The organism is Pseudovibrio sp. Ad46 (genome assembly GCF_001623065.1).
Taxonomy (GTDB): Bacteria; Pseudomonadota; Alphaproteobacteria; order Rhizobiales; family Stappiaceae; genus Pseudovibrio.
The window spans coordinates 20,331-41,089 of the sequence record NZ_LMCG01000052.1 but is presented as its reverse complement, the minus strand read 5'-3'; the positions used below and the strand labels follow the sequence as shown (position 1 = coordinate 41,089).

At 45.5% G+C, this 20,759-nt stretch carries 18 protein-coding genes and 1 pseudogene; 11 read left to right on the top strand and 8 right to left on the bottom strand.

What is annotated here, in order from left to right; genetic code table 11:
* The 8 genes and pseudogenes from PsAD46_RS16960 to PsAD46_RS16925 form a co-directional block, all read right to left on the bottom strand.
* Positions 1–238 (bottom strand): annotated as a pseudogene (locus PsAD46_RS16960) (integrase); the annotation flags it as partial.
* Between the two features lies 1 nt (position 239).
* The gene (locus PsAD46_RS16955) at positions 240–479 is read right to left on the bottom strand and encodes a hypothetical protein (protein ID WP_208609212.1); all 240 of its coding nucleotides are present in this window, start codon (positions 477–479) and stop codon (positions 240–242) included.
* A 79-nt stretch (positions 480–558) separates the two neighbouring features.
* Positions 559–1,050 carry a MerR family transcriptional regulator gene (locus PsAD46_RS16950; RefSeq protein ID WP_063307447.1) on the bottom strand — a complete coding sequence of 164 codons (492 nt, stop codon included), beginning with the start codon at positions 1,048–1,050 and terminating at the stop codon, positions 559–561.
* A 639-nt stretch (positions 1,051–1,689) separates the two neighbouring features.
* Positions 1,690–2,919 (bottom strand): glycosyltransferase family 2 protein, encoded by a 1,230-nt coding sequence (locus PsAD46_RS16945; protein ID WP_208981893.1) that lies wholly within the window; start codon positions 2,917–2,919, stop codon positions 1,690–1,692.
* Complete coding sequence (locus PsAD46_RS16940) at positions 2,916–5,024, bottom strand: glycosyltransferase (protein ID WP_063286990.1); 2,109 nt, start codon at positions 5,022–5,024, stop codon at positions 2,916–2,918. The genes PsAD46_RS16945 and PsAD46_RS16940 overlap by 4 nt, the downstream gene beginning before the upstream one ends.
* A gap of 13 nt (positions 5,025–5,037) precedes the next feature.
* Positions 5,038–8,100 (bottom strand): glycosyltransferase family 4 protein, encoded by a 3,063-nt coding sequence (locus tag PsAD46_RS16935; RefSeq protein ID WP_063286991.1) that lies wholly within the window; start codon positions 8,098–8,100, stop codon positions 5,038–5,040.
* On the bottom strand, positions 8,090–9,067 hold the full coding sequence (locus PsAD46_RS16930; protein WP_063286992.1) for an SDR family NAD(P)-dependent oxidoreductase: 978 nt from the start codon (positions 9,065–9,067) through the stop codon (positions 8,090–8,092). Before PsAD46_RS16930 ends, PsAD46_RS16935 begins: the two co-directional genes overlap by 11 nt.
* Positions 9,068–9,088: 21 nt before the next feature.
* Positions 9,089–10,282 carry an NAD-dependent epimerase/dehydratase family protein gene (locus PsAD46_RS16925; protein ID WP_063300824.1) on the bottom strand — a complete coding sequence of 398 codons (1,194 nt, stop codon included), beginning with the start codon at positions 10,280–10,282 and terminating at the stop codon, positions 9,089–9,091.
* A gap of 175 nt (positions 10,283–10,457) precedes the next feature.
* Here PsAD46_RS16925 and PsAD46_RS16920 point away from each other — a divergent pair, with 175 nt between their 5' ends.
* The 11 genes from PsAD46_RS16920 to PsAD46_RS16875 all read left to right on the top strand — a co-directional run bounded on the left by PsAD46_RS16920 (position 10,458) and on the right by PsAD46_RS16875 (position 20,735).
* Positions 10,458–11,816, top strand: a complete 1,359-nt coding sequence (locus tag PsAD46_RS16920) for a class I SAM-dependent methyltransferase (RefSeq protein WP_208981892.1) — start codon at positions 10,458–10,460, stop codon at positions 11,814–11,816.
* A 55-nt stretch (positions 11,817–11,871) separates the two neighbouring features.
* On the top strand, positions 11,872–12,873 hold the full coding sequence (locus PsAD46_RS16915; RefSeq protein WP_057462699.1) for a hypothetical protein: 1,002 nt from the start codon (positions 11,872–11,874) through the stop codon (positions 12,871–12,873).
* Positions 12,874–13,400: 527 nt separating this feature from the next.
* Positions 13,401–13,904: a LysR family transcriptional regulator gene (locus PsAD46_RS28405; RefSeq protein ID WP_343229277.1), complete on the top strand. Its 504-nt coding sequence runs from the start codon at positions 13,401–13,403 to the stop codon at positions 13,902–13,904.
* 9 nt (positions 13,905–13,913) lie between these two features.
* Positions 13,914–14,297 (top strand): LysR substrate-binding domain-containing protein, encoded by a 384-nt coding sequence (locus tag PsAD46_RS28400; RefSeq protein WP_244271781.1) that lies wholly within the window; start codon positions 13,914–13,916, stop codon positions 14,295–14,297.
* A gap of 284 nt (positions 14,298–14,581) precedes the next feature.
* Positions 14,582–15,697 carry a spermidine/putrescine ABC transporter substrate-binding protein gene (locus tag PsAD46_RS16905; RefSeq protein WP_063292511.1) on the top strand — a complete coding sequence of 372 codons (1,116 nt, stop codon included), beginning with the start codon at positions 14,582–14,584 and terminating at the stop codon, positions 15,695–15,697.
* A 170-nt stretch (positions 15,698–15,867) separates the two neighbouring features.
* Positions 15,868–16,581 (top strand): ABC transporter permease, encoded by a 714-nt coding sequence (locus PsAD46_RS16900; RefSeq protein WP_244272084.1) that lies wholly within the window; start codon positions 15,868–15,870, stop codon positions 16,579–16,581.
* A complete protein-coding gene (locus PsAD46_RS16895; RefSeq protein ID WP_063289886.1) occupies positions 16,581–17,378 on the top strand; it encodes an ABC transporter permease in 798 nt (265 codons plus the stop codon). Before PsAD46_RS16900 ends, PsAD46_RS16895 begins: the two co-directional genes overlap by 1 nt.
* Positions 17,378–18,511, top strand: a complete 1,134-nt coding sequence (locus PsAD46_RS16890; RefSeq protein ID WP_244272085.1) for an ABC transporter ATP-binding protein — start codon at positions 17,378–17,380, stop codon at positions 18,509–18,511. The genes PsAD46_RS16895 and PsAD46_RS16890 overlap by 1 nt, the downstream gene beginning before the upstream one ends.
* Before the next feature lie 14 nt (positions 18,512–18,525).
* The gene (locus PsAD46_RS16885) at positions 18,526–19,212 is read left to right on the top strand and encodes a GDSL-type esterase/lipase family protein (protein ID WP_063292513.1); all 687 of its coding nucleotides are present in this window, start codon (positions 18,526–18,528) and stop codon (positions 19,210–19,212) included.
* A gap of 73 nt (positions 19,213–19,285) precedes the next feature.
* The gene (locus tag PsAD46_RS16880) at positions 19,286–19,702 is read left to right on the top strand and encodes a hypothetical protein (RefSeq protein WP_153040769.1); all 417 of its coding nucleotides are present in this window, start codon (positions 19,286–19,288) and stop codon (positions 19,700–19,702) included.
* A gap of 136 nt (positions 19,703–19,838) precedes the next feature.
* Positions 19,839–20,735 carry a LysR family transcriptional regulator gene (locus tag PsAD46_RS16875; RefSeq protein ID WP_063289883.1) on the top strand — a complete coding sequence of 299 codons (897 nt, stop codon included), beginning with the start codon at positions 19,839–19,841 and terminating at the stop codon, positions 20,733–20,735.
* The last annotated feature ends 24 nt before the right edge of the window (positions 20,736–20,759 follow it).

Genomic DNA, 20,759 nt, shown 5'->3' with positions numbered 1-20,759 from the left:
GCTCAAGAAAGGCAGAGCCGGCGCGATACTTGTCAATCAGATTGCCGAGCGTGCCCGGCCTGCTGGTATCAGCCACTGACATCAAGTTTGTTAGTCGCTCGCATTCTGCCAGAAAGGCAGCACTGCCAATTGGCGCTTTTTCCAGATTGATTGGTTCACCAGTCTTGCGATGATAACACCGCAGCTTGCCATGCTGGTCATTGAAGATCTTGAAGCCTTTGACCCGGATTATCGTCATTTCAAGCCCCCAGCTGATTGAGGAGATCATCATCCGATGGACGGCTATCTTCCTTTAAGCCTTCAATCCAGCGATCCAGATCCTTGACGTCCCAGACCTTACGCCCTCCGGGAAGAAGAACAGCGGGAACCGGACAGTTGGCCAGGAAGCTGGTTGCACTTAGACCGCAATAGGAAGCCGCATCAGCTCTCTTCAGCATGCGATACGGCTGAATACTCAAGTTCAACTGCGCTCTCGCCATATCGATCTCCTCTCGATCTTTAGGCTATAGATGTTTTGATGCCGATAGCATGGGCCTGTGATTTAATGAGCCAAAGCGATTATTCGCTCTCCTCACGCACCTTTGTGCAAGACACCAGCACTTTCAAAAACAAAGCACCACAATCGACAATATGATAGGCAGGCTGACGTTTTGAACTTCGCATAATTTGAGTGATCGCCTCCAGAAGCTCTTCCAGTCCGAGATGCATCTCTATCTGAATATTTTCCTCATCCATTGCATTGTTGCAAAGGCAGAAAACACTACTTTCTGTGCCAAGAATACCAGACCATTTGTTGGCCAGCTGCTGTGAGACAGTCCCGGCAATCAGCTCTGCAATCGTATTTGTGCAGTGAGAGCGTACCATGTTGTGGTAGGTGGCAACGGCCATCAGATCATTAAAGGTATATCGGGTCCAGCCTTGGCGCTCGCCCTCAAGCACCAACTGCTTCCGCCGCCTCCAGACCCGCAACGTCTCAATATTCATCCCAATGATCTTGGCAACTTCGGAAGCCGTATATGTACGGCTATAAGTGTCACTATTCCCAATCATGCTCGACTCACTTTTTGAATTGGGTCAAGAGTACTATTTTATTTAAATGGGTCAAGTGAAACGAAAAACACCTTCTAACTGATTGGTTTAGATGAAGTGTTGTGCGTTGGGTGTTATGAAGAAGCTTAAGAAATGGATTGAATGCTTCGTTTGCGATGTACCACTAACCAGACGTTCGTGTATTTCTATCAAGGATTGAGGCAACGTCAGGGGGGCAGGCGACTGGTTTGTGGGATAGGAAGTTCTCTACTCGGTATTAATACGCTCATTGCTGACGTTGGTCAAAGCACAGAGCCTCGCTGGTGTAGCAAGTCGCTTGTGACCATTTGTGGACATTCGCCTTAATGCAGAGATATCCCTGTTTTACGTTCTTGCTATTTCTGATTGTGTGCGTTTTGAACAATCCAGAGGTGGGAATGGCAGCGTACTTAAGTTTGAGCGATGGACCCAGTGCGGATTAAGCTGCCATTCGCTGCACTGCGAGAACTTAGGTAAATGAAAAGTCGCAGCTAGCGTCGAGGGCCAACTGTAAAATTTAGCCATTTCAATCACAGATTACTACTGTTCACAAACGGAGAGAAAGCGAAATTGGCTACCTCTAGTTTTGAATACTCATTTATGAGAGGAAGCTAAATTAAGTCATCTTGTCTTTCTGCTGCGCTGTTTGAGTTTGTACCAGAGTACTGCACGGTAAAATGCAACCGGTAGTCTGATAATACTGGTTAGCATCCACCAGAATGACTCATATATGGCAATGATTTGCTCAGCAGCTGCTTGATTGCTATTAATACGCTCTGGAAAATGTTCATGTCGCAACAATCCTCGGTTGAAGAGAAATGCCCGTAAGGACTTGGTCACTCTCCAACTTAAAGAGGTAGTTATGCGTGTCAGGTTTTCCTCTAGTGTACTGTCTGTTGTTGTTTTCTTACCTGTAAGAATTTTGAAGTAATAAGCTTTAGAGCGATTTACTTCCTTCCATCTCTCCGAGAAACCCGCGTTTGACAGCCAATCACTCTCCTTGAATGCGTCTTTGTTACGTAAAGCCACCGTGTTCTGGTGAAGCAATTTCTGATTACGTATGATTGCTTTTGAGATACGATAAACATCTGCATTCATGCGATCTGGGTTTTCCAACTCCTTCAATAGACGTTTCTCGAACCCTGAACGATACTTAAAGTGAAGCAGATGACCGCATGTATCTCCCAACGGAACAGGAGTACACAAGTGTGTTGAGCGAAGGTACTGGAAGTCTGCTTGCCAGTACACAAGCGGTATTTTGTAAGATCTTACAAGATAATTCCTCCTGCCAGACATATCCGCTCGAGCAGAAGAGCGAAGTTCAAAAAAAGGAAAAGCTTGGGTACGTTCTGTATGAAATTTAGAAAAGGGGACATAGTTGGGTGTGTTGGTAATGAGCTCATCTAGATCCACCGCACATTTGGGCGCGCTGGTAAGATCATCACAGAAAAAATCTATTAGAGGAGTATAAAGTGCAAAGGCTAGCTCGCTTTGTAAGGCATCTGCCGTCCCGTGTATTGATAGTTGGGGAGGCTGTAGAAACTCGTCCGCATCAACAACTGTTGTCCATTTGTCTTTGCAATACTTACTGCCAATTTCATTGACCCAATCAATTCCGGCATTTGCTTGCGGGTAACCCCCATTTTTTTCAAAGAGCTGAACATCATTTTGCTGAAGCAAAAACTCACGAGAGCCATCTGAACTACCGGTATCAACAATGTAAAAACAAGTAACTCCAATTGAGCGATAATGATGCAGGAACGCTGGTAAAATGTCAGCTTCGTCCCGTAATATGCAGATTAATGGATAATCTGTTTGTCTGGACTTATTGGAGTGTTTACTAGGTCTCAAATTTTTACCCTAATAAAATTCTGCGCTTTTCGTATAGCCGAACTCACTTTCCCTGGTCGGAAACTTGCTTTTTCAGCATCGCGTTGGTTACTGATAAGCTGAGACGCATCAGGGCGTAGTAAGAAAAGGCTTTTATCTTCAGCATCCATATTGTCCAGAAACGGTAATACCTGCTTGAAATCAGCCTCTTCTTTAATCTGATTTTTCAGCTTCATACTATCTGTACTTTGTCGATAGTAATATAATGGATCAGGATAGTAAGATATTTTTCGATTATCTAATATTAGGCGATTGTAAAATTCAATATCATCTTTTCCAACTCGATATCCTTCAGAATACCCCCCAGAAGCTGAAAAGGCTGTCTTTTTTACAAGGCAGGTTGCATCGCCAACCACATTTACCTTTGTCGCCCATGCTTTTGCAGGGCCTACAAAGCGTATCTGCGTTCCGAGTACACTATTGGACGAATAAGGTTCTCCTTCACCACTGAAACGTAATGAACTGCAAGTTAAACAATCAAGCCCTGCAAAAGTTGCTGCGCTCACAAGCTTGTCGACCATTTCAGGCATCATGAAATTGTCGTCATCAAAGAAAAGCAGAAACTCACCTTTGGCAACTTGAGCGGCCTTGTTTCTTGCTGCCCCTACATATCTATTTTCCTGATAGAGGATGCGCCATGACTTATCTTTGTACCTTTGAGCAAGGGCCTTAAGCGTTGCACGTGCAAGCGGCGAACGACTACCATCATCAACGACTATCACCTCAAAATTTCGATAGGTCTGGCGTTCAATGCTCTTTAAAGCTTGGGTTAGAAGATGGGGGCGTTCAAAATGAGTAAGACAGATACTGACTAGCGGATGATTGTCTTTCTTTGGTCTGGCTGCCTTTGACATTGATTGGTTTTGGCGGTGCCAGTTCTCCCAGACTGTCAGTGATCTCTTCAATCTATCATGTCTCACTGCAGGGGCTGGGAGTCGTTTGGTATAATGCTCAAGCCGGCCTGCTAGTGCCAGATGATGAGGTTCAAATAAGACTCCTTCTCGTCCGTCTTCATCAATCAGTTCATACGTCCCACCGGTATTTGCAGCAATAAACGGAACCTGTGCAGCTAAGCATTCATAAACAGCCAATGGAGAGTTTTCCAGTAAGGATGGGATCACTGCTAACCGGCCTTCGACACTAAGGTATTCGATTGCTTGAAAAGCATTGCAATTGACTTTAAATGTGACTTTGGTTTGCCACTTCTTGCTGTTTTGCATAATGAACTTCTGAGCATCAAACCGATGAGAATAACCTCCGAGAAAAGTGATTGGGGGAATTGAAATGCCTTTTGCAGCTAGCGCATTGAGAGCATTAACAAATAACAAGATACCTTTCCGAGGTTCCAATCGGCCAAAAAACACCCATTCCCCCACGAGAGAGCATCGTTTTGGAGTAACGCTGCTAAGGTCTTCTAGGAACACGTTGGGCCAGTAAAAACTTTTTGCAGGAAGTTTATAGCAATTACGAAGCATCCAATTCAAAAGATGCTGACTGCCGCAGATGAGCGTATCAGCCATTTCCACGCTCTGTCGCTCCATAAAAACCCAACCAAGTTGACGGTATTCTTCCAGGAACTGCGAATTTCCCTCCGCAGCCCAGAGTGTTGGAGAGGAACCTTTGACAACAAATTGTAAATTTAGAAATGCAATACCCAGTTTCTTGGCTAATAAAGCAACATACCCCAAACCACGCCACTCTGACACGTGCACCATATCAAAATGACTTTCGTGCTCTCGCAACCATTCATAGGCTGCATATGGAGGTGCCATTGTCTGAGCCATCTCAGTTTTTGCAAGTACCTGAGGAGCAACAGCAGAAAATTCAATACCATGTTCAGAATAAAAATCGCGAGTGATCCGCATTTTTTGTTGGTTTTTGGCATGCCCATTTACAAAGCAAATGGTTACATGATGCCCGGTACGTTTTAAAAACACTGCCAAATGAAAATAAGCAGTACCAATACCACCATTTTTTATAGGCCCGAAGATATCAGCAGTAATAATGCATATGCGTTTGCTAAGCATCGGGGCAATCGCATTTATGTCCTGCTGTAGTTCGATCATTCAAACGATTTCCTCACTGCGCAACCAACATCTCGGCAAGGTATCTTAGCTTGCCGTTACGAACTATGCTGCCGTCCTCTTTAACCTTTACCGTGACTTCGGCATTCACATCTCTTGCTTCCTTGGGGACCAACAGTATAAAGCCATGCTGAGCAAGCTTCTGGTTTCTGCTGCCAAATCTAGCAATGTATCGATCAGCTTTGGCTTCAGTCATGGCAACACCATTAACTTCCAGAATAACTGTCAACTTTTTTGAAGTATCTCTTCTATCCCATGCCCATCCTTCAATGTGAGTGGGGTTTAAGGCAAAAAGCTCCTTTGGCGGTATAGATGCTTTAATCGGAGAACCTGAGTAACCACGGAACAAGCGAAGGAGTTTTCTCTTAGGCCTATGCAAAGAAATAAGGCTATCAGCTGTAAGAAATAGCTTCCTCTTTTCTCCAGAGTACGCTGTTAGCTTATCCTGTTTCAGCGTTCGCTTAGTTGCTTCCTTCAACTCCGAAATTGATTCTGGTTGCTTTTTTTTTGCGGCAATGCTTGGAATTTTGAAAAGAGTATCATGCTGGCTAAACATCCTTTCGGCTGCATCTCGGTTTAAGATCACACTGCCCGATACAGCTACAAAAACATTTCTGGAGAGCTTGATAACTCGGATGAACTGCGAGCGCGTCCTGTCTTTGTTCGCTAAATGAAACTTAATATTGTATCGGTCACCTTCCGGCCAATCCTTTGGAATGTCAAAGGCATGCAGCGTTGTTTCGCCCGTTTGATTTATGAGTGAGATTTGTTGCTTTGTTCCATTAGCAAATAAAGAACGTTCTCCTGAACCAATCGCAACACAAAGTATTCGCGATGCACTCTCATCCAGTCCAATCGCAACTTTGGACCATCTATTTCTTAGTTTGCGAGATCTGTCTGCGTGCACAAGCCAAACCGGTTCATCATCTTGTCGTTTTTTATCCCGATATAGCTTTGGTTGGAGTTTGAGACTTCCGTGACCTGTGTGGGGCAAAAGAGCTAATTTACGATATGCGATGTTATCATTTTCGATCAATGGCATTGAGCGCAAATATGACGCGTTTGAGTTGTTTTGTTGCTCTGTTAGTTCTCCTAGCTCAAATGCGCAGGCCAAGCGGCATTCAGGGATCACCATAAGGTCAGTATTGTGTTCGTTTTTCGCTCGGAGCACATACTCTTGTAAAAGCCCAAAGCGAAGGTCATACGGTTGCAGTCCACTCAATTGGGCTATGAGTTTCTTAGGAATACAGACTACACTTGCTCCAACCGAATTTCCGAATACGACTTCTGAGACAATATCGCTTCCCATCGGCATAACAATTTTGTTGTCTGGCAGCTTAACAAAGCTTGAAATGATGGCATTCTTTTGGTGCTGAATCGCAACGCGAATATCGTTACAAAAACCTGAAGCAAAATGAACGGCCGTACCATCGCATAAAATGCAGGCATCAGCAGAACATTCATCCATTATTCGATTGAACGCTTGTCCTGCCGGGAAACCAATAAACGGGCATAATCTGGAGCTTATGCCATTACGTTGCAAATATTCGACAATGCCCCGAGCTGTCTCTTCAAGCTCCGGTAACGTAACCAGAATGCTTACTTTATCTGGGAGCTCGCTCAGCAAAGCTTTTGCAAATGCCATTGCAGTACCGCTTTCACGCAGCAAAACAACTATCTCTAAGGTTCCAGCGACTGTTTCTTGCCTCTCTTTCGCATTCAATACTGCTAGCTTGTTAAGCGTTACTGTTGCTTCCTTACCTGAGTTCCTAGCGTATAAATCTCCTAGGTAGGCGTGAAAGCCGTACCAGGTTTTTAAGTTGTCTTGATTACTGAAACTGGCACCCGCGATGGGATGGCCTTCCATGAGTGCGGATTTCAAACGGCCGGCCAGCTCGTATGCGTTCGGTGGTATCAGGCAAGCAGAATGATCTTCTTTTGCGATCAGTTCAGGTGTCCCACCAACATCTGTTGCTATAAATGGAATGTTATGTTCAAGCGCTTCATAAACAGCCATTGTAGAATTTTCGATAAGCGAAGGCATAACTGCAATCATGTCTCTCGAGCACAGAAATGAAAGAGCTTCTGGTTGGTTCAGGTGAGTTACACAGTTGACCTCAAAGCTCCAGCTTTTGGCTTTTCTGTTAATAAAATCAACTACTTTTTCATTATTCTGGTTTGAAAGTGCTTCGCCGTATTTACCGAGAAAATTCACTGTCTTAGGGGGGGTACCTTCCCGTTCTAAAAGATCCAGAGCTGTACAGAATAACTCAATCCCTTTGCGCATCTCCAAACGGCCGAAAAACGTTAGTTCTTGAGCATGAATCCTATCCCCAGTTTTTCGAGGAGGCCTCTGATCGATAACATCAATTTCTGAAAAATCTAGAATATTTGGTTGCACATAAGTAGCTGCAGGCAGCTGATAACCAACATGCTTCATAAAACACAGCAAATGTGCACTACCGCCAATGACAATATCACCAAGTTCAACGCACTTCTGTTCAGCAAAACTCGCTGGCAAAAGGTCGCGTTTAGCAATGGGTTGCATCTGGTAATGGCGGTTCCATAGATGTGGAGAAGAAGTTTTAATGATAAAAAGGGTCTCTTGAAACGCAAGGCCGAGCTTTTTAGCCATCAAAGCGTAAATTAGGCCTCCTCGCCATTCTGAAGAGTGAACTACATCAAATTTTTGTTGTTCTTTTAGCCAGCGATAAGCCGCGTTGTATCGCCCTTGCCAATTTTGAGACGGACCTACGATAGTCTCGGTTGTATGTTGTAAGTAGTGTAGAGCGACGCCAAATTCAGCAAAATGCTTAACCCAATGCTGAGGTGTTTCGTTCTCAACACTTTCCCCTTTAAGGTAGAGAATATGAACTTCATGATCACGAGCAGCTAGCCCTTTGGCTAGATGGTAGTAAGTGGAAGCAATGCCACCATTTCTGACTGGCCCAAGGATCTCTTCTGTAGCAATGCATACGCGAAGTTTGTTGCCTGATGTATGGCTCGCGTAGCTATCTAGATTGGGGAAAGCTTCGATCGCAAATGTGTCAATCTGCATGCTGGGGCACTCCACGCTCATCACTGATTGGCAAAGCGCTCAACTTATTCTGAAAATAGTCCCATGTTCTCTGGATACCAGTAATTAAGTCAGTCTGAGGCATAAAGCCCAAGTCTCTCCGAGCTTTTCTAATATCAGCGAAGTTATGGAGAATTTCGCCTGCCCTAAAACCATGATAGGCAATTCTTAGCGCATCATTTTGGCCCGAAACTATTTTTAAAATGCCAATAATTTCGTTGATCGAAGTTGGCTTTCCGCTGCCAAGCTGAAAAACCCCATTATGTTTAGATTTCAGTGACTGAAGGATGCCCTGACAAAGATCTTCAACGAACACGAAATCTCTGGTTTGGCTACCATCACCATACACTTGACACGGCTCACCCATAAGAATTGATCTAACAAACATCGCGATTGCGCTGCCCTTATGGATAGAACGAGGCCCATAGACATTTGAAAAGCGTAGCGACGTGATATCCATTCCGTAACTCTGTGAATAAGCTGCACAATAAGCCTCAGCAGCAGCTTTTGATGCACCATAGGCTGAAGCTGGGTATGCTGGCATGCTTTCGTGGACTGGTTGGGGGCCATCTCCAATAATTGCGCCACCAGTTGACGCATTAACAAGGCTTCTAACACCTTGTTTTCGCATAGCTTCCAAAAGGTTCAATGTACCTTTTACATTGACGTCAAAGTTATAGGTAGGATCTTCAATGGAATCTATTACACGCGTATCAGCAGCTAAATGTATGACCGCGTCGACGCCTTTTATCGCATCCTCAAGAACTGATTGATCCCTAATGTCCCCATGGATAAAATAATGAGGTACGCCACCTAACGAGCTTGCGTTTCCTGTGACTTCACTGTCCAAAACCAAGATTTCGTGAGCTGCCACCTCAGATGCGAGTGTTCTGACCAGGTTCGAGCCGATAAAGCCACAACCGCCAGTGATGAGGATACGATTAAACATGTCTCTAAAAACTCGTCAAAACTAGGAGGTGGTTATGGGTTGCTTAGTTTTCTTGCTCCAATAGGAGACACAGCGAATTTTTGAATGATCGGCTCTCTCTCGGTAGCGTTCAGTGATTTCTGTGACCTCTCGAAACAGGCTATCCTCCATGAGAGTCGGTTGCCAACCTAATGATTGCAGATGGTCGTTCTTAACCACTAGATCATTCTTTTCCGCCTCATTTCGAGGATTTTGCACATAACTGATTTCACATCCCGTGATTGACTGGATGCACTTTGCTAGCTCTGAAAGGCTACAGGTTTCAGACATTTGATTCAGGATAGCCGGACGGCTGCCAAGAGGCGGAGGTGCCAAAAGCGCATATTCAATGCACTTACACGTATCTGAGATGTGAATAAACGCTCTTGTTTGCCCCCCAGTTCCATGAATAGTGAGCGGTAGACCAACTGCCGCTTGCATTAGAAAACGATTTAGAACCGTTCCATAGTCGCCGTCATAATCGAACCTATTAATCAGCCGTTCATCTAAACTGGTATGTTGAGTTTGAGTACCCCAAACAATTCCCTGATGAAGGTCGGTGATGCGCAGCTTGTCATTTTTTGCATAATACTGAAACATCTGAGCATCCATAGTTTTAGTCATATGGTACACAGAGCCGGGATTTGGTGGATAGACAATAGAGTCCGTTATTTGGCGGTTGTCAGATGTATTGATCTGAACATCAAGATATCCTTCGGGAATTGGAATTGGTTCGTCGTGGCCATATCCATAGACCCCCATGGTACCTAAGTGCACCAAGTGGATATCCTGCTGGACCTCTACAATTGCATTCAAAATATTGTGAGTGCCACATATATTGTTGGTGATTGTGTAGTTTTTTGAGTAGCAGTTTTTCATTGAGTAAGGCGCTGCGCGTTGCTCAGCGAAATGCACAATACTGTCGGGCTTTTCATTTCTTAACAAGCTTATTAGCTTGTCAAATTCATGAGCAATATCAATTTCTATGAACTGAATGATGTGTCCGGTAAGCTCAAACCAGGCATGGACTCGTTCATTGATGGTACGAATTGGGGTAAGGGATCCAACGTTTAATTCAATATCGATACGCCTGCGAGATAAATTGTCTATGATTATAACATTATGCCCAAGGTTACTTAGATGAAGGGCTGTAGGCCAACCGCAAAAGCCATCTCCTCCCAACAAAAGTATCTTCACTATTCAAGTCTCCAATGGGTGATCTTTAAAACGACTTAGCATTTCATGTACTTAATTATAATGGTTGCATTCATTATACAATACACATGATATTCACGTTCTAAAAGACGTGTCTAACTAATCGCAATATCTCATTTACCTAGTGCTTTAATAAAAGAAATATTAGGTTGGTGATATGCTTGATATCACGAGGACATTAATGTCAGTCAAAGTGCCCACCCGCTTAGATAAATTTGAGTTAGGGAAACAAGCTGCTCTTGATGGCGACCTAGATAAAGCCAGAGAGTATCTGCATCCTTTAGCTGAAGCCGCTCCATATCACCCGGCTGCTTTCTTTCTATGCCAGATCGAGTCGAAAAAAGGCATACTCAATAACTGTGAGAAATATTGTCTGACTTTTCTAGCTAAGCATCCTCAGCATGCAGGCATGCGGACGATTTCAGCGTTGCTTCAGATTGCAAAAGGAGACCTCAATCAAGCAGAAAATGAATTAAAAATTGCGTTGAACACCAACCCCAAGCATAATCGGGCTCTGAAAGTGCGCCAACAGGTGGGATGGTTGCGAAAGCAAGGAGAAGCTCGTGATGCTCTTGAAGTTCTCGATTCGAAACACCTCTCCAAACTTTCGCGGCTCAAAGCAGGTCGGCAATTAAAAAAAATCACGCCAGCCGATGATTGGGATAATCACGAACTACAGGCTAAAATAGCTTTTTTTCATAATAGTGGTGACATGCGGCGAGCCCTCAGGAATTTCGACCCAGAGTTAATCGAGAAGGCTGTTGAACTTGGGTATTGCACTTGGCCTAAGAAAATCCAGAATTATGTTAAAGGCAAGAACATCTTAGATGTCGGTTGTGGTTTTGGCGGGTATGCGTTTGGTTATCTGTGTGCTGGCGCTCGGAGCTATACTGGGATCGATCCTGCAATGTTGCTTGAGGAAAAACGAATGCGCAACAAGCGCATACGGCAATGGGTAGAAGTTCCAAAAACCGCAAAAGAAATCGCGAATGCTATTGAAGACATTGAATTACTTCAAACATCAACAAGTGATTTAGTTGGCCAAAACACCTACGATATTGTCTGCCTGCATAATGTCACGGAGCACCTGACAGATATAAGAAGCGTATTTGCTGATATATCCAAATTAGTAAATAAGAATGGTAAGCTCATCTTTCTTCATCATAATTTTTATGGATGGAGTGGACATCACATGGCACCTCATAACCCCTCTGTATTAGATACCAGTAATCCCGAGCATAAAAAATTCTTTGACTGGAATCACATCAGCATCCTCAAGGAGTTACCAGAAGATCATTATCTATATACCAACCTTAACCGCATTCGCATTTCAGAACTGCGAGAATTAACTCAGGAGTTTTTCGATATAAAAATTTGGGACCATCGCCCCTCTCCAGATAGTGTGTTGCAGCGCATGACTCCTGAAATTACTAAGAAAGTAGAGGGTATTTTACCCGATATTACGACGAATGAACTGGAAACCAATGCGGTTTTTTGTGTTGCTGGAGCGCGTTAGTTGATCCAAGCGGAAGTGCAAAAACTCCGCCATATTAATGTCAGGGATTAACATCATGATCGACTTTGCGATCAAAAATGCTGTAGTTTCTCATGGGTGTTATCTCCATCCAAGTATCTCATTTCTTGGATTAGGTTTGCCTGAGAATGTGCTCACAGCATCTGGCATGCTCTCTGTTGCTGAGCGGAAAATGCTCTATAATTTAGCATTAAAAAGCTACTCAGCGCATGGGGCGGTCATTGACGCCGGGAGCTTTATGGGATCATCCGTGGTTTCTCTTGCTCAAGGCCTTCGCGATAATCCTAAATCTCAGCAGTTTTTGTCGCCCTTGGGCTTTAACACAAAACCAATTAGCAGCTACGAACTCGGTTATCTACCAAAACCGCGAAATGGCTCCGACATTGTGAGAAAGTTTGGAGATGTCGAATATCGTTTTGGGGATTCATTCCTTGGAATTCTCAAAGAAAGTATTGCACCCTATGAAGAGCTTATCGAACTATACGCAGGCGACTTTTGTGACTTTGAATGGAGCGGCACACCTATCGAACTCTGCTTCGTTGATCTTTGTAAAACGCCTAATCTAAACAGACACGTATCTAGCCAATTCTTACCAAATCTTATCGAAGATGCCTCCTTCTTTGTGAACCAGGATTTTTTCTTTGACCGACTTCCTTGGATCAAAGTTACAATGGGTTACCTTCACGACTATTTTGAATGGTATGGACAAGTGTTCACCAGCTCGATTTACCGAAGCAAGAAAAAGATACCAAAAGAAGTTGCAGAGTTTGATCCCTTCACGGAAGCAAGCTTGGATGAGTGTCTTAGATTCCACGATATACATGCGAGCGCCCACCTAAAAGATGCTGATAAATTTAGAATGGGGCTTTCGAGGTCATATTTGATTGCGATGAAAGGTAAAACTGCACATGCACTTGATTACTTAAAATATGTCGAAGAAGAGTTCAGCCATATTCTGGATGATGAGGCTACAAATGACCGAGGCAACAATTTTAGGTTTAAAAGAGCATTTAGGCAGATTGAGAGAGAAGTTGTTTAGTTGCTTGATATTATTTCAAATGAATGAGCATTGTCTGCATTAAATGGCAAGTTGGATGTTAGCGTTGTATAGGGCTATTCCCTAACCAAGCGAATGTTCGTAATGGCAAAGCTACATGTTGCACCTGCGAACTCTCCCTCTGTTAGACGCAGTGTCGAGCGTCAGCAAAGGGCTCGCAAACCGATCTGACCGTCTTACTCAGGTAATCGCATAGAGCTATGAAGGGCTTCCCGCTAAGCTACTGAGAATGCCTTCCATGTAGATAGCATCAACTCTTGATAGAAACGTTCTAATGTCCGGTGTTGGCCCTCGACGCTAGCCGCCACCTCTCACTGATCAGAGTTTTCTGCGTTGCAGCGAAGGGCAGCAATGTCCGCATCTTACCAGTTCAAAATCACCAAACTTGGGTGAATGAGATTCAATGTTCCCTTGTTGTTGTTCGTAACGCCCAAATGTGCACGCTCGGTCCAGTTGGGCCTATTAGGCTGCTATAACTCAGATGATAATCGAATATTTGGGATTATGACTTGAGTAATAGGAAAGTAAATTTGCTGGGTAGGCTTCCCTCTCTCAGAGCTTTTGAGGCGATTGTGAGATGCGGAAACATAGCAGCGGCGGCGGATGAGCTGTGTGTTACCGAAGGTGCGGTCAGCAAACACATCAAAGCACTGGAAGCGGAACTAAGGGCCAAGTTGTTCATCCGCGTTTCACGCCGCAACCAGCCGACACCAGCCGGAGAAAGGTTATTTCAGGAGACTCGAAGCGCCTTTGCTTTACTGCGGCAGGCCGAACAGAGTTTTTCTCACGACCTTTCAAACAGACCCTTCGTACTAGCTGCTCCTTCTACCAGCCTGCTGCGTGTAATCATCCCAAACGCCCGTCTGATACAAGAGGCCATTGGTGATCGCCCGTTGCAGTTCGTAGCAGATGATACACATTACGGCGCAGTGGATGCTTCTTACTCCCTCAGCCTGAGAGTTGAGGAGGTCCCCGATGTAAGCAATATGCTCCTGAAACTTGCAGATGAATAGTTTGGATTGGTGATCTCACCGCTGCTGTTGTCGTCAGAAGCAAACGATCCAGCCCACACCCTCACTCACTACAATCGTCTGCTTCCAAAAGACAGGCCGCATATATGGGAGAACTGGGTGGAGGAAAGCGGCGTTTCTCTGGAGCCAGCCGAAAACACAATCTACTTCGATGAGATGTACTTGGCCCTTCAGGGCGCCGAAGCCAGCCTCGGTCCCACAATCGCACCTCGGCCCCTCGTCACAGAAGCAATCGAAAACAATCGCCTCTGCGCACCCTTCGGCTTCCATCAACGCAAAGGAGCCTACTTCGCCATAGCTCCGCTGGAGACCGAACTGGATCCGGACTTCCATCGTGTGGGGGACGTTTTGACGAGAATGTTTAAGTCAACTTAGGGGGAGGTTATTCTACCTGCAGATACCGCTAGCTTTCTTGCTGGTATGTTTAATTGTAGCAGCTTTCCTTTGTACTTTGGGATTTATAAAAAGGTAACTTCTTCTTCTCGATAGGGTGATATTTACAAGTTAGGCAGGACTTACTTCGTATCCAGAAGTTTACTATCAAATAAAACCTACAATACGCTCATCAGAATGAAAAATTCTGAGCATGGCATGAATTCTGCTCGTTTGCCGTCTTTACCCTGTGTTCCCATAGTTTCTGAACCATTAGGGAGGGAACAATGGTTCAGAAATTTTCATGTAGTCGCCGTTTGTTTATCAAATCAGGCGCGGCAGCAACCGGCGCACTAGCTATGCCCAATATATTGCGCGCTCAAACCATAACTGAGTTGACCATGTTGGCGTGGTATGGGCAGGCGGAGCCTGACGCTGTCGCTGAGTTTGAGGAATTAAATCGCGTAAAGATTACACCAAAGTACTACGTTGGCGGCGAGCAGATGTTGGCGCTGCTAAGCCAATCTCCGCGTGGCACTTATGATCTGGTCCATGCGGATGCTGAGTACGTGCATCAATTGGTAGCTGCTGATTTTGTAGAACAGTTGGACCCTTCAGACTACCCTCTCGATGATTTCTTTCATGAGTTCCATAAGTTCCCAGGCCACTGGGTTGATGACAAACTTTACGCCATGATCAGCCGGTTTGGCTTTCTGGGTATCTCTCACAATTTAGACGCTGTTTCTCGCAAAGAAGCTTCTAGCTACAAACTCCTATGGGATACAAAACTGAAGGATAAGATCGGTCATTTCGATTGGCATTTGCCCAATCTTGGCGTGCTTAGTCAGTACAATGGTAACGAAGCCCCTTTCAATCTTTCAGAGGCCGGGTGGAGTAAACTTAAAGAGACGACACTGGAACTAAAGCCGCAGGTGCGCGGATTTTATGATTACGGCGGTGTGCTCTCTTCGCTAAAGAGCGGCGAAGTCTCTGTAATGCCAGGTATTGGTGAATGGATCACCGGAGTTTTACGCCGCGATGGGGCCAATGTTACTACTACCATCCCAGAGGAAGGAGGCCTTCAGTTTACTGAGTCCTTCTCAATCGGCAAAGGTTCTCGCAAGGCAGAACTGGTTCGCAAATTTATCCAATATATGGCAGGGCCCGAAGGTCAATTTCGTCTAGCAAACTTGAATGTGTTCCCGGCAGTTATCCCAAGCAAACGTGGTTGGAAACGAATGATCGAGGAAAGACCTGAGGATGCCCGTCATCTGGGTATGTTTGAAGGATCAGGGAACGCTATGGACCTTATTCGGGCAGGTCGGATCAAAATCCGCAAACTGCCAGTGCAGCAAGATCTGGCAGACTGGAATGACTTCTGGTCCGAATACAAAAGCACCTAGAAACTCAGCGATAATCCCGGAATAACACCATGCAAAAACCCGCGTTATCAGCTCGGAGGTTGCTTTATAGCAGCTTCTGGGTCTCACCCTTACCGTTCTGGCTTACTCTTTTCTTTCTCGGCCCACTTCTTCTTCTGGTTTGGTTGAGTTTCTGGGATGTGCGGAACTTCGTGCTGCAGCCTGATTTCCAACTGGATAATTGGGTGAAAATCCTGAGCGCCAACTATTTCTGGCAGGCATACGGGCGGACATTTCTAGGGGCCTCCTGTGTTGCTGCCATTGCCAGCCTGTTGGCTTTGCCGTGTTCGCTGGTTATTGGTTTTATTTTGTCAACGCGTGCTAAATTAACAGTATTGGGATTGTTCGTAGTACCCTTCTTCACAAGTTACCTTGTGCGGGTTTACTCATGGCAAATCTACCTGACTGATAATGGGGTAATATCCAATCTCCTTGCCGCTTTTGGTCTCGAAACCGGAAGCCTTCTTAGCTCAAAGTTTGCGATGCAGGTCGGATACGTCACGCTTACGTTACCTCTGGTGGTAGTAATCCAATCGATCTCTATGCTGTCTTTTAACAGAACACTGATCAACGCGGCTTATAATCTTGGATGTGGCCCAGTAAGGGTGTTTTTCTCAGTCCTTCTGCCGGGTACTCGTGCAGGTCTTATTCTGGGGGCACTCTTTGCTTTCATCTTCAGCTTTGGCGACTTTGTTTCTCCGACCTACATGGGCGGCGGTAAGTTCCCAACTCTCGCAATATTGATCACAGACACCGTCAAATCAGGCCAGCAATGGCCACGTGCAGCTGTCATTGCAATCGTGATGATTGGGACACTGCTTATTGTCGCTTTGACGAGTCTTAAACTCGCGTACCGGAGGAAGTAATGCACCTTTCTCAAGCAACAAGAATAACGCTCATGGTCCTGTGCGCAGGTGCTCTTGCGTTTCTCTATGCACCGATTATGGCGAATTTTGTGTTTTCGCTCACGACTGATCGTTTCCCAACGCTTCCTATCTCCGGCTTCTCAACCCAATGGTATGAGCTGGCATTTGGGGATGACTTGGTTATTCGAGCATTGCTCAATACAGCGTTGGTTGCTCTTATTGTAGCGCCACTCTCTACGTTTTTGGGGTTCACTGCTGCCTATACTGACTACCGTTTCAATTTTGTTGGTAAGAAGCTGCTGATGGTGTTTGCACTGTTGCCGCCATTGGTGCCTCTTGTCGTCTCTGGTCTGGCAATGCTGGCATATCTTTCCAGAGTGGGCCTCTCGGGCAATCTCTCTGCAATCGTCATCTCCCAGATTGTCCTTGCCTCTCCCTTTGCCATGGCCATTATCCGACTACGCCTCTCTCAGATTGATGATGATCTTGAGTTTGCTGCTCAAAACCTTGGAGCATCAAACTGGAGGGCATTTTGGGAAGTCATCATTCCCTTAACCAAAACGTCCGTTTTTGCGGCATTTCTGCTGAGCTTTGCAGTGTCTTTTGATGAGTATGCCGTCACTTGGTTTGTTGGCGGCCTTAATGAAACAGCATCGGTCCGCGTTCTCAGCTTCCTTCAATCTGCAGTCAGTCCCCGCATCAATGCGATTGGTTCATTCACATTCGTTGTGTCCATGAGCTTAATCCTGTGCGCCCAGTTTATTACTCTGCGCCGGTTTTCAAAGGAGAAACTGTGATGACCGCAAAGATCCAAACAAACACTTCTATGCAGGCTGATGAAAGCCCATCGCAGGATGTACACATCAAGCTTTGGGATATTCGTAAGAACTACGGCAAAGCCGTGGCTATCCAGGACTTGAACCTGAACATTGATCGCGGTCAGTTTACCGCCATCATGGGGCCCTCTGGTTGCGGCAAAAGCACATTACTGCGTTGTCTGGCTGGTCTGGAAAGCATTACTACCGGTGACATTTTGCGCTCTGGCCGTTCCATCAGGCATCAGGAAATCTGGGAACGTGAAATGCCTATGGTATGGCAGTCTCTTGCTCTTTTCCCATTTTTGAGCGTGCTGGAAAACATTGAGTTCGGGCTGCGCATGAGCGGCGTCTCCAAAGGTGAACGCCATCGACGAGCTCATGAGTGGGCATCAAAACTGGGGTTGGATGAATATGTAAACCGTTCAATCGACCAGCTTTCTGGTGGCCAGAGACAACGGGTAGCGCTGGCCAGATGCTTGGTAACTGAACCTTCGATTATTTTGCTGGATGAACCACTTTCCGCACTGGATGCGCACCTCTCGTTGCAAATGCAGGCAGAGCTAAAACGCCTGCAGCGCGAGCTGGGAATTACCTTTGTTTATGTAACGCACAGCCACTCAGAAGCATTCTCTATGGCCGACAAAGTCGTGATTATGAACGAAGGCCGAGTTGAGCAGGAAGGCGCACCGCAGGAGATTTACCTCAAACCGGCAACCAGCTTCGTGGCACGGTTCCTTGGTGGCAGCAGCATATTGAGCTGTACGGTTAAATCTACTGAAACGGACGAAGTGCTTGTTGATGGAAAGGATGGCACTTTCAGATGTACCTCAGATGAGTTCAGAACACTTCAGGTTGGCAGCAAGATCAATCTGATTGTGCGCGCTGATCAGATCTCATTGTCACAGGAAAGCGGATGGGCGGACAACGAAGTTTATTGCCGGGTCGTAGGTGAGGAGTTTGTGGGAGCGCTCGTCAACCTACAACTGGAAACAGCCTCCGGATCCAAGATTTTCGTACAACTTCAACAGCGTGACTTGAAAACCTTAGACATCGAAGTAGGGGCGGGCGTTTTCGCGAATTGGCACCCAGAAGACTGTCACATCATCAACTGATAAGGAGAAGAAGAATGACCTATAACGTGCTCGTTTATGGTGACTCAAACACGTGGGGCTGGAAGGGAGTTGAAGTTGCCTTCCCAAGTTCACGTTACGCAGATAATGAGAGATGGGCGGGTGTGCTGGCTGCGGAGCTGGGTGATAAGTTCAAAGTAAGTGTGGATGGGTTGACTGTCCGCTCAACTAATCTAGACGAACCAGCCGCATGGAACAGTGTGCCGGCAGATGCCTTCAATGGTGGAAAAAACCTGCCTGCTGCCATCGCTCGCGAAATGCCACTTGATCTTGTTGTCATCATGCTGGGAACCAATGATCTTAAGAATGATCTGGCTCGCAGTGCGGAAGATATCGCTGATGCGATCATTGAAGTTGCCAAGGTTGCAAAGGGGACAGAAGGGGGAGTGGCCTATACCTACAGGGCTCCCGAAGTGCTGGTTATCTCTCCGCCACCTGTTTCGACGATGGCACACCCGGACTTTGCCTTAATGTTTGAAGGCGGACAAGAAAAGTCACGGAAACTTGGGGCAGCGCTGAAAGCTGCAGCTAATGCTGCTGGCATAGAGAGCTTTGATGCAAGCGTAGTCATCCCAAAGGCTGCCGGGCTTGATGGTCTCCATATGTCTGCTGAGCAGCACAAGGTCCTTGGAAGAGCCGTTGCCAAGAAAATTCATGTGATGGCTGACGCTGCCGTAGACTGATCAATAAAGCGAACTTGCTAATAACAACAATAACATAATGCAAGTCAATACAGAGGTGAAGCCTGAAACAACAATGTTTCAGATTGAAAGGGAGGACAAACCTATGAATCTAATCAAGAAAGTCGTCACTGCGGCAGTATTCGCAATACCGTTGGTAGTGGCGCATGGAGAAAGTGCAATGGCAACACAACTCAACGAGGCTAGTGTTTTGGAATATGTAACTTTCACTGCAAAAGCAGGGACTGATGCAGAGAAGTTGGCTCAGGTTGCTGCGAGCATTAACAATAACCTGACAAATGTTTCCGGGTTCGTCGACCGTTATGTTTCACTGCAGGATGACGGGATATGGGTTGAGGTAGTATTCTGGAAAGATTTGCAAAGTGCAAAAGATGGTCTTCAGACATTTTTGGCGGATGACCGAAACAAGCCATTTCTGGATATGGTGAACGCAGATTCCGTGAAAATTACCTATTCTGATCTGAAACATTAAACACAAGCGTACGCAGAGCTGCTTGTTTTTGAGCCCTGCGTACATGCTTTTAAAAAACTGATTTACAACATGCAGATACTCACCTGCTAAACATGGTATGCTTGCAGGTAGGAAAGCAAGATACAAGGTAACTGAAATGCGCAGACGCATTCCTCCGCTGATCGCTGTCAGAGCATTTGAGGCAGCTGCTCGTCATGGCAGTTTCACAGATGCTGCTGACGAGTTGGCTGTCACACCAACAGCGATCAGTCATCAGATCAGGCATTTGGAGAAGCTGCTTAACCTTCAATTATTCGATCGGAATGGGCGGAACCTTAGCCTGACAGAGCAAGGAAAGCGCATCCTGCCAGAGGTGACACGTGGGTTTGATTGTCTTGCTGCTGCATTCTTCGAAACATACGGGGAAAAAGACAATAAGTCTGTCTATGTTAGCGTAACACGAGAGTTTGCCCGTTATTGGCTATTTCCTCGCTTAAACAATTTTTACGAACGTTATCCCGATTACGCCGTGAATGTCATTGCTTCTGAAAAATGTACCCCGCTTGATAGTAGCGAGGCTGATCTGGTTATTCGGTATGGCCCGAAAGCCCCCCCCGATAGTGTTGAAATTAATCTGTACAGAGAGGAGTATCTGGCTGTTTGTTCACCTAGTATGTTATCGGAAGGCAATCAGATAGAGAACTTGACAAGCAAGCGCTTATTGGATGTGCGTTGGGAGCTATCCAGCCTCAACTCTCCGACATGGAAACGCTGGTTCTCTGAAAATAATAATGAAGGCTATGAGGACTACATAATTTCGAATGTGGATGCCTATAATCTTGCACTTGATGCTGTCATCAGAGGAAATGCTGCAGCGCTGATCAGTAATACCATTTTTGAAGCTCAAGAACTGAGTGATAAAACTGTAGTGCTCAATGGAGCAAGGCTACCCGGTTACTTTTACAGAGCAGTTCTAACTATTGGTGGCACTCGTAAAAAAGCAGCACAGAACTTTCTTAGATGGCTTCAATATGAAGTAGGCACTACTATATGAAATTTATAAGATTTGACAGCATTA